This is a genomic window from Candidatus Eisenbacteria bacterium, assembly GCA_018831195.1.
Lineage (GTDB): Bacteria > Eisenbacteria > RBG-16-71-46 > CAIMUX01 > JAHJDP01 > JAHJDP01.
Genome location: JAHJDP010000036.1, coordinates 1 through 6,986, shown reverse-complemented (window position 1 = coordinate 6,986; position 6,986 = coordinate 1). Strand labels below are relative to the sequence as shown.

Sequence of the window (6,986 nt, the reverse complement as noted above, 5' to 3'; positions counted from 1 at the left end):
TGACGAGGGCGACGCCATGACTCTCAAGCATCTCCATCAGTCGGGCGAAATCGAGAAGCGAGCGGGACAATCGATCGAGCTTATACACAGCAACGCAATCAACCTTCCCACCCTCCACGTCGGCCAAGAGCTGCCGCAACGCCGGGCGGTCCATCGTGCCACCGCTGAACCCGCCGTCATCGTACCGGTCCGGGAGGAATGTCCAGCCTTCCGCCTTCTGGCTGGCGATGTATGCCTCAGCCGCCTCCCGCTGGGCATCGAGGGTGTTGAAGTCGGAATCCAGTCCCTCGTCGGTGGACTTGCGGGTGTAGATGGCGCAGCGAACGACATCTGGCTTCTTTGTCGTCTTGCGTCCCTTCCGGCCGGTCATTTTCCGTTCCCCCTCTTGGCAATGCCGAAGAACAGGAATCCATTCCACCGGGTACCTGTTACTTTCCTCGCCACCGCGGATAGAGATCGATAAACCTCCCCCTCGAACTCGAAGCCCTCATCCAGGACCATCACGGAGATCGTTCGGCCCTTGTACTCCCGGGTAATGACCGTCCCGGGCATGGGAAGCCGCCGATCATGTGATGGCCGGAACCGGTGGATTTCGGTCTTTCCACGTGGGGCTATCAGCCGAAGATCGGCTTCGTTCGCCAACTCCCTGGCTCGGTGGAGGGCCCGTTCCGACAGGCCACCCTCCTCGTTCGCCTGAAGCCGCCAGGCGATCCGCTTCCGGAGGAAATCTTTGTGGCGGGACCGGGTCTCTTCCCCAAAGACCTCGCCATACTTCTCCCGAAGCTCGGCGGCGGTCTTGTCGCTTTGTCTTTCGATCTCCTTGGCGATGCTAGGTTTCATTCCGGGACCTCCTCTTGAACCGGGTCTCTGCCCGTTAACCCGTTGTCCAAACAACTGCTTGGGTGGCCGGAAACATCCAGTTCTTTGTCGCCAAATGAGTTAGAGTTCTCTGGTGAAGAAAGCTCGGATTGCCGAGTTCTGAGACGCAGATATCCAGCAGCCAGGATCGCCGCAAGCTCCCGCAGACGCTGCTCGGGCGTCATCACATCAGGATTATCCAGGAAATCCATGCTCCCTCCGGGGCGAACCGGAGCGGGAGGCTACATCATGAGCGGAGTTGGAAGCAGGCAGCCCGGGCAAATAAAAAAGACGCTATGGGATGGCTGCGTTCGCCAACACCCACAACGCCTTCCGCTTTGCGGCCGGGCCGCTGTCTGGTGGTATTTCTCGTCGCCTTTTATAAGGGCGATAGTTCAACTGCTAAGACTTAATACTTACACACTCTGCGGAGCCTGTAAAGCTCGGCCTTCGGTCACGGAGAGGAAAGATCAACCTAACCGCCCCCCAAACGAGGGCAGGATTTGAGGGCTGAATTGGATTATGAAAGAGACATTTCTACACGCTCACTCACTTCAGATGACCATAGCAACGCTTCTTCTTGACACCGGGCGTCGATTTCCTGAAAATTCAGTAGCTGTTAGGTCATCGGAATGTGACAAATACTCAGATTTATGACCAGAGAAGGGGAACTACCAAGCAGATCGCATCATATGCCGTTCCGGTATGACCATCTCGGCAGCTTGACCGATTCACTCGAACGCGCGATACTCGTTCCGCGCAAAACTTCTCGTGACTGAAAGGACTGGGAACCGTGGCCGCACCCAAGGAGACAATCTGGAACCTTGACCCGCACACCAAGGCCAAGCACGACATCCTCTGTAACTACTTACAAGCCTGGTTTCCCATTCTCTCTACATGGCATGGCCGAATTATCTACTACGATGGGTTTGCCGGACCCGGCCGCTATAAGGGTGGTGAAATAGGCTCACCGCTCATCGCTCTCAATGTCGCAAAGACCCACCAGGGCAAACTCGCTCGGGACCTTGTGTTTGTTTTCGTTGAGTCCGACAAAAGGCGCGCCAAGCACCTTGAGTCCGAAATCGTCGCCCTCAAGCCTCCGAAGAGATTCCATTGCTACATTGAGAATAAGGATTTCGAAACCGCCCTGCGTGAGACCCTCGACAGCATCCAAGAGAAAGGCCTTCAGATTGCTCCGACCTTCGCCTTCGTGGACCCCTTTGGCATCAAGGGACTCCCCTTCGAACTCATCGAGAGGCTCCTCTCAAATCCACATTGCGAGGTCCTCATCACGTTCATGAACGTTACACTTCGGCGCTTTGCCGACGTAATTCCCAAACGGATTAACGAGCTTTTAGGTCATTCCGACGCGGCCGATCGGCTCTCCGCCCTCCACACAGCAAAGGAGCGAGTGATACTCGCTCGTCAACTCTACGCCAAGTCCTTGGAACGCCAAGCAAGGTTCGTTCGATACTTCGCGATGCGAGATAAAAAGGACCAAGAACTCTACGACCTCTTCTTCGCGACAAACCACTCAAAAGGCCACGAGAAGATGAAGACTGCTATGTGGCGACTCGACGAAACCGGGAACTATTCATTCTCCGATGGTGTCGACCCCGACCAAGCAACTCTCTTCACTTCTACTCCGGAACGCGACTTTGCTCCGATCCTCTGGGAGCGTTTCCGTGGTCAGACAGTTTACTCCGACGAAGTGCTTCAGTACACTTGGGATAAGACAGCGTTCCTCGACAAGCATGCCAAAGGCGCTCTGAGGCTTCTTGAAGCCGAGGAGGGTTTCAAGGGGCACTCTATCGAGGTAGATTCGAAGAAGGCGGACGGCGACCCGAGGCGCAGAAACACCTACCCGAAGGGCGTTCGCATAACGTTCGAAGACAAAGAGAGCTAATCCTATGGCTGCTCAAACAAGCATCGAATGGACTGACGCAACGTGGAACCCAGTTACCGGCTGCACCAAAGTGGGTCTGGGCTGCAAGAACTGCTACGCTGAGACCCTCGCCGAGCGCTGGAGAGGTATTCCTGGCCATCCGTATGAGCAGGGTTTTGATCTCAAATTGTGGCCGGAACGAATCGGACTTCCTCTGGCATGGAAAAAGCCGAAACGTATCTTCGTCAATTCCATGAGCGATCTATTTCACGAGAAGGTCCCGTACCGATTTATCGATCGTGTTTTTACCACGATGCGTCGTTGCACATGGCATCAATTCCAAATCCTTACTAAGCGTGCAGAACGTATGGCGAATTACATTGAACGCCGATCGGACCAATGGGGTGAACTTGCTACCACAAATCCACATATATGTCTTGGCACTAGCATCGAAACGCAAGATTACATTCATCGAGCAGAGGCAATTGTAAATCTTCCAAGTTCAGTTCGTTTTCTGTCTTGTGAACCACTTTTGGGACCGCTCGACTTAAGCGGTCTCCTTGGCCCAAACTTAATCAACTGGGTCATTGTTGGTGGCGAAAGTGGGCCAAAAGCCAGAATAATGGATCCCGCCTGGGTTGAGAGTATCCGTGATCAGTGTATTTCTGCCAAAGCACCCTTTTTCTTCAAGCAATGGGGAGGTACGAATAAAGGTGTTGCGGGCAGACTACTCAACAATCGCACATGGGATCAGTATCCAGTTGACGAACCTAAAGAGTTACAAGTCCAACTTTCAAGATAATCGCAATTGACCTGTTTATATAGTTCATCGTCCTGATTCCATTACATTCTTGCTTATACCAAAAAGTAGCGACCTCATTAACTTCCTTTATAACTGCGGTAACTTTCATCCATAATATTGTGATACATCCTTGAAAATTCGTTTTAAAACCTCTTGCAAAGATTTCCCATAATAGAACTCATCGAGATTGGGCTTTCCCCACATTTCCTTTCCATCACTATCTTGGCCTTTGGAGATACTTCCGGAAACCTGAACACTCCACTCATCATTATCATCCGGCTGCAATAGTGAAATTTCTACATTCCCTTTAGCTCCAAAATCGTTTGAAGAGTTGCTCAATGATTTAGCCAATTCATTCAAATACTTCTTCGCATTACTTTCATTCCTGGTATCGGTAGCTGTTGGTTTTTCTAATGACATAATATTATCCTCCTATAAGATTGAAAATTCTGGATCATATTTAAATTACATTCGGTTACGATATGAACCATATGCAGGCGATACGCAAATATGGTGATTACCATTAATAAATCTGCCGAACATATAAATCATGGTCAAGATAACAACAGACATATGCGCTAAACCTGTTCTCCATATACACTACCCAGACAAATCTGTTCCAAGAATTTAGTTAGTATATCTCATATTTATTCAGTTCGAAAACCGCACCACCCGGCCCCCCGAACGCGACACCTGCGTCAACCACTTAGATATATAGACAAGGCAATTGGCGGGGCAAAGGCCGCAAAACTCGACTTTCTGGGGACGGCCGAGTTTTTGCACACAACGAGGAAGACTTGTCGGGCGAGTGTTCTTTTCCACACCAGAGATATCTTTTCCCTAAATCAGTGTGATCATCTCCTCGGCCAGAGTGGAGTCGATTACAAGGGCTCCCGCCAGTCCAGCGTGGCATAGACTAAGCACCGGCCAGGCTTTCTCCATTCCGCTTGCCACTAGAACGACCTGCCGCGTATCCTCGCCTGCAGCCAATCTGATTACTTCCAGTGGGATGGGAAATACATGGGAATACAACCGCCGCATGAATGTCCGCCGTTTCTCCTCCTTCTCCTTTTTCGCATCACTCGCTGAAAGAAAGTAGGACTCGAATTCCTTCCCCTCTTCAGGGGTGCTTTCAATTTTCCGGAACGGTCTGTACATTACATCGCCGACATAACCCTGCTCTCTCAGTATGCTCCGGTAATGATCCCCAAGATTCGAGACACCCCGCTCACTACCTTCACCTTCCGCCAATTCCGCGCACCGGTTGCACACCTCTTGGAAACCGCCATGCTCTAGCTCCATCGACCCTACGCCTAGGAAGAAGATTCGACATTGGCTAACCCGTTTCAAGTACTGGGCTAGGGAATCCTCGATGATCCGGCACTGCTGGCACGCAGGATCCCACTCAACATGCTCGTGGTGTCGTTCCTCCGGATTCACGAGCACGTCAGCCATTCTCTGGGGTAGCTGAAATGCAGATGCAGTGACCTTCTGTGCGTGCAACCGCTCTGCAAGAAGCGAGACAAGCGTGATCGGAGCCAACACCGAGAAACTCTCGAAAGCTGGCGTAACAGTGGCGAAGAGATTCACGTTCTGGAAGTTTTCCCACTCCGGCCGCACCGCATCGACGAGCGCCTTCAGTGTCACCCCTCCTCCCAGAGCAATAGAGTCTCCAGGCTGCGCCCAATCACCCAGAAGGTGAGCCGCATGCCTTCCAACAGACACCTTCGCGGCTTCGACGCCTCCCCGCCCTGGACTCCGCACCACCTCCACATGACGGAGACGCAATGCCTCACGAATCTTGCGGGCATGGGTGCACAGATTCGGCGACCAGAAGCGATGCGGAGAACTATCCCCCGTGTCCCCCATTTCCTGCCCTCCAGGTGGAACTGAGGAGAGGCCCATCCTGCCACCCATTGCGGCAATGAACTTCTCTAGGTAGCGAAAGAAGTCGCAAGCGCTGAGTTTGATATGCACGACGTCGATCGGCCCAGCGCGGTGCAAGACTTCGTTTCCCGGATCTACAATGAAGATGCGTCCAAGCTGGCCTTTGAGTTGATGTGTGAGGCGTAGGCAGAGATCAGAGAAGTTATGATCGTCGGGCCTGAATCCCACGATCACGATGTGGTGCGTGGCAAAAAGGGCGCTGAGCAGGCTGTACAGAACCGGGTTTCTCACCCTGTGTCCGATACATTCCTCCAGTGTCACTAGCGGGGGATAGCTCGGATGGAAATCCTCTCTCTCGAAATCCCCGTGGAGCTTCAGGAGAGTAGTTTTCTCGAGGTCGATTCGTTGCAGCTCTTTGTCGCGCCGCACCACCGCGAGAGAACTACTCCTCCCAGACGGATTTTGATAGGCTTTTTCGATTAGTCTGTCCCAGTTCGTAGTGATGACAAAGCGAAAGGGATTGAGCCGGGCGAGGAGACCATGTTGTGGGAGCGGATCGTGCGGGAGTAGGTCCCTACAGGCCCTCATGATGACCCGGCCGATTGAAACGTCATAATGCATCCGCTCAATATATTTCGCTACAGCAGGAAGGGAAAGGCCGGAGAGTTTTGCGCGATCCCTACAAGGAACCGCGGCGACTAGGCGGCGAACGAGTTCCTTAGAAGTGAGACCCTCATTGCGGCCATCTTTTCGGCGAGGGAGACTGAAGCCCGCACCCACAAACAGAAGTGCCCGTCCCGAATGAATCTCTTCAAATAGCTCAGTAATATCCTCGTTCTGGTCTCGAAGAGCGCCATGGAGTTGGGTGAGAAGTTGTATTACCCGGTCTTTGTCTCCTGGTTTAAGGTACTTGCGCACAATGTCACCGAACCGGCGCCTTGGCAGACAAGAGTTACCATTCCCCCCCTGCTCAGCGAGGATCCTATCCTGCTCTTCCTCGTTGATGACCTTTTCATGTACCAGAAGGTCACCAGTAAAAGTCTCATTCTTCATGCCAAGGAACCTCCGAGTTGCTCTCTCTTCGCGAGCCACCTGTCCCTTCCACAAATCTGGTCCGACCTGAGATCGTTGGCTGTTTCCCTTCGTGGCCCACGCATTGAAATCGGCTCTATGATAGCAGACTGTGCATCACCGATGAAGGGAATAATAAGATCGGCCATCTTATCAGGTATGCATCCTGAAACTCCGTCCGCATTGACGAGATTGAAGTTACGCCGATACTGGAGCGCAAGTTCGAAGAGGGTGTCACCCGGGGTCCGAGTGCAACGCGAGCGTCAACCGGTGCGGAACCGAGAGTAGAGAATCGGAGAATATCGGCTGCCGGGTGCCAAGTTCGAGGATTCTGACCGGTAACCGAGCGACACCCTTTCCAAACAGAGAGCCCCGTTCAGAATGCCGCAACCGCAAAACTCTATGACACTTACAGATATAGCGAACCCCAATGTCCTAAGCTACCGGCGTCAGCGTCAACCAAAAGAGCCACCCCATTTCGAG

Annotated in this window: 7 protein-coding genes; 2 read left to right on the top strand and 5 right to left on the bottom strand. The window is 52.7% G+C overall.

All coding sequences use genetic code 11. The annotated features are described in order from the left end of the window. From KJ970_07530 to KJ970_07520, 3 genes are all read right to left on the bottom strand, one after another. The coding region (locus KJ970_07530) for a recombinase family protein (protein ID MBU2690765.1) at positions 1 to 370 on the bottom strand (370 nt) is incomplete at its 3' end. Further along, the gene (locus tag KJ970_07525) at positions 367 to 840 is read right to left on the bottom strand and encodes a DUF2924 domain-containing protein (protein ID MBU2690764.1); all 474 of its coding nucleotides are present in this window, start codon (positions 838 to 840) and stop codon (positions 367 to 369) included. The genes KJ970_07530 and KJ970_07525, both read right to left, overlap by 4 nt. Continuing rightward, on the bottom strand, positions 837 to 1,070 hold the full coding sequence (locus KJ970_07520; protein MBU2690763.1) for a hypothetical protein: 234 nt from the start codon (positions 1,068 to 1,070) through the stop codon (positions 837 to 839). The genes KJ970_07525 and KJ970_07520 overlap by 4 nt, the downstream gene beginning before the upstream one ends. 581 nt (positions 1,071 to 1,651) lie before the next feature. Between KJ970_07520 and KJ970_07515 the strand changes: the two genes are divergently transcribed. Both KJ970_07515 and KJ970_07510 read left to right on the top strand, forming a co-directional pair. Further along, positions 1,652 to 2,764, top strand: a complete 1,113-nt coding sequence (locus KJ970_07515) for a three-Cys-motif partner protein TcmP (protein MBU2690762.1) — start codon at positions 1,652 to 1,654, stop codon at positions 2,762 to 2,764. 4 nt (positions 2,765 to 2,768) lie between these two features. Continuing rightward, positions 2,769 to 3,545 (top strand): phage Gp37/Gp68 family protein, encoded by a 777-nt coding sequence (locus KJ970_07510; protein MBU2690761.1) that lies wholly within the window; start codon positions 2,769 to 2,771, stop codon positions 3,543 to 3,545. Between the two features lie 105 nt (positions 3,546 to 3,650). On the opposite strand, the gene KJ970_07505 is transcribed toward KJ970_07510, so the two are convergent. Beyond that, positions 3,651 to 3,965, bottom strand: coding sequence for a hypothetical protein (locus KJ970_07505; protein MBU2690760.1), 315 nt, complete (start codon positions 3,963 to 3,965; stop codon positions 3,651 to 3,653). Between the two features lie 420 nt (positions 3,966 to 4,385). Further along, complete coding sequence (locus tag KJ970_07500) at positions 4,386 to 6,485, bottom strand: SIR2 family protein (protein ID MBU2690759.1); 2,100 nt, start codon at positions 6,483 to 6,485, stop codon at positions 4,386 to 4,388. Positions 6,486 to 6,986 lie beyond the last annotated feature (501 nt).